This window comes from Nonomuraea maritima (assembly GCF_900100395.1).
GTDB lineage: Bacteria > Actinomycetota > Actinomycetes > Streptosporangiales > Streptosporangiaceae > Nonomuraea > Nonomuraea maritima.
This window is the reverse complement of sequence record NZ_FNFB01000073.1, coordinates 1-2,540: the sequence shown is the minus strand read 5'-3', so window position 1 is coordinate 2,540 and position 2,540 is coordinate 1. Positions and strand designations below refer to the sequence as shown.

Genomic DNA, 2,540 nt, shown 5'->3' with positions numbered 1-2,540 from the left:
TCAGCCCGCCGCCGGCCACCACCCTGCGGACGGGTCGGCGAAGGCGGCACCACGCGTTGGAACAGCTCCCACAACTCGTCAGGGACCAGCCGGTCCGCGAACGTCGTCACGCCTGGTCTAACGAGCGATCACCAAATAAGACACGGTCTAAGACTCGCTCACAGTCCCGTTCCCTAGGCCAGGGCGGCCCGTCAGCATATGCACTGGTACACACTCCCGCTCGCCAGGAGCACGCTTTACCTCATCTCCGACAAATAGGCTATACAGGAAATCTACTACCTTGAAGCTTTAGATAGCCACATTATCGCTAGCTACTGAACTAGTCGCTGTTCGCCTGCTATTCTGGCCTAGTGCCAATTCGTGAAATACTTACCCTGCAAGAGAAAGCCCTTCGGTCAAAGCTGGACCTCAGTCGCGGCTCACTTCGCGACTCGACCTCTAAGGGAAGTCAACTAGAGATAGCTACTCGCGGTTGGCTGCGGTCCGTACTTCCGAGAGGGCTATGGGTTGGCCACGGCGAAATCATTGACACTAACGGTTTTAGGTGTACTCAACAAGACGTGATCATCGCTTTCGACGATCATCCTAGATTTTTCGACGAAGAGATCCCGCAACCCTTTTTCTTTGAAGGAGTCGCGGCCGTAGTAGAAGTCAAGACAACGATAAATAGCAGCGTACTGAAAAACGTTGCCAAAAAAGCAAGCAGTGTTAGAAAGCTACAACATCAGTGGGTTAAGCTAGGTATCACCAAGAACGGCAACAAGATGTCCGCTGACATGCCGGACCAGCTCGCATATACAGCAGCTCCGCCATTCGCATTATTAGGCTTCGAGAGCACGATGTCGGCCTGCGAAGCCACGAAAGCCTTGTCCCGGCTCCCCAGTCGGCTAATTGACGCCGCTTTTCTCCTCAAGGAACCCAAGAGTACAGCGGGCAGCTCTAGCGCATGGTGCGTAAATTATCCTAACGGAAGCTTTCGCTACCAAAACTTTCTTGGTAGACAAGTTGCCGCCGGCTGGAATCACGATCACGGAGATTTCGCTCTGGCAGCCTTCCTGACATGGCTAGTCGACACGATCAATTACCGGCAAATGCCGCGAGGATTAATGGAGCCGTATTGGAGTAAGGCTCGAAAGCAGGCGTGACCTTGAAATCCCTGAGAGGAAAAAGGTGAAACAGGAACGTAAGTTCGGACAGCCAGATCCAATTTACAGCATGAAGATAAAATAGCTAGAGCAGAGAAAAGGTATGCAGCAGAATAAGACTGTGGACCAACCTAGCCCTTTGCTCAGGGCGATATCGGAGCTGATGGCTCTTCGAGCTCTAGAGCTTGCTGGGAAGCGGCTACCCACGCGTCGAGGTGGGCGTTCCGTCTATAACATCCATAGAAACGTACCACCGTGGGAGATTCATACAATCTTTCCCGCTCAATCGAATGAGCTTGACAAGATTCTCGTCAATGCTTGGAACATCCCAGCTTTCATCGGCGTTCCCACGCCTCTAATAGAAGCCCTGGACTCGCATGTGCGTGCGCTTTTGATTTCTGGGCTTCCATTCAGCCGCGCGGACCTACGCCTGACTCTATCGCGGGTAGAGTGCAATGAAAACGAACTTCCATGGTTCAACTAAAAGAGATGCCCAGCCCTTGGGGTGCCCTTCGCACGCACCTTCTGCGTCAGCGCATCCAGCCCGACGATGGTGTAGGGGCCGGCGTCGAGTGCGCGGGTGAGGAAGGCGTCGACCTGCTCATCCAGCGTCTTGGCCATCTGGGCGACCTGGCCTTTGGAGATGTGCGTGATGCCGAGCTGCTCGATCAGCTTGTCGACACGGCGCGTGGAGACTCCGAGCAGGTAGCTGGTGGCTACGACGCTGACCAGTGCTTGCTCGACTCGGCGGCGGCGTTCCAGCAGCCGGTCCGGGAAGTAGGCGCCAGAGCGGAGTTTGGGGATGGCCAGCTCGATCGTGCCGGCGCGGGTGTCCCACTCTCGCGTGCGGTAACCGTTGCGCTGGTTCGTCCGTTCGGCGCTGCGCCGGCCGTAGCCGGCTCCGCACAGGGTGTCGGCCTCGGCCGACATCAACGCCTCGGCCATGGTCTTCACCATGGATCGCAACATGTCAGGGTCGCTGGACTGGATCTGCTGCGCCAGCCACTGCTCGGGCGTCACACTGTTGTCCGCGGCCATCACGCGTCTTCCTTCGATCTTGGTCTAGCTACTCGAAGGATCACGCGATGGCCGTCACCATTTCACGACGCCACGCCAGCTGACCTGGCCAAACTCGTACACCACTCCCGTGGACGCAACCGGTCTGCACTGGCTGAGGACGCTCCTCTGATACCTATAGCGGGCATCGAAGAGCAGCAGGGCCCTGGGGAAGCACCCCTCTGAATTTAGCCGCGTATTGGCCGCGAGCGGCCGTGGAGCGCCGTTGATCGTCGTAGACGGTCGGACACAACGAGAGAGGCCCGTCACCGCGTTTTTGCTGGTGACGGGCCTCTTCTGGCTCGTGTGGCAGGTGCAAGGTTCGAACTTGCGTAGGCT

The 2,540-nt window shown here is 57.0% G+C and carries 1 protein-coding gene and 2 pseudogenes; 1 reads left to right on the top strand and 2 read right to left on the bottom strand.

The window, feature by feature from the left end; all coding sequences use genetic code 11:
• A pseudogene (locus tag BLR04_RS40350) lies at nt 1–110 on the bottom strand (IS5/IS1182 family transposase); the annotation flags it as partial.
• Nucleotides 111–350: 240 nt separating this feature from the next.
• On the opposite strand from BLR04_RS40350, the gene BLR04_RS40345 reads away from it, so the two are divergent.
• Nucleotides 351–1,145, top strand: coding sequence for a DUF6602 domain-containing protein (locus BLR04_RS40345; RefSeq protein ID WP_342672340.1), 795 nt, complete (start codon nt 351–353; stop codon nt 1,143–1,145).
• A 507-nt stretch (nt 1,146–1,652) separates the two neighbouring features.
• On the opposite strand, the pseudogene BLR04_RS39345 reads toward BLR04_RS40345, so the two are convergent.
• Nucleotides 1,653–2,183, bottom strand: a pseudogene (locus BLR04_RS39345) (transposase); the annotation flags it as partial.
• Between the last annotated feature and the right edge of the window lie 357 nt (nt 2,184–2,540).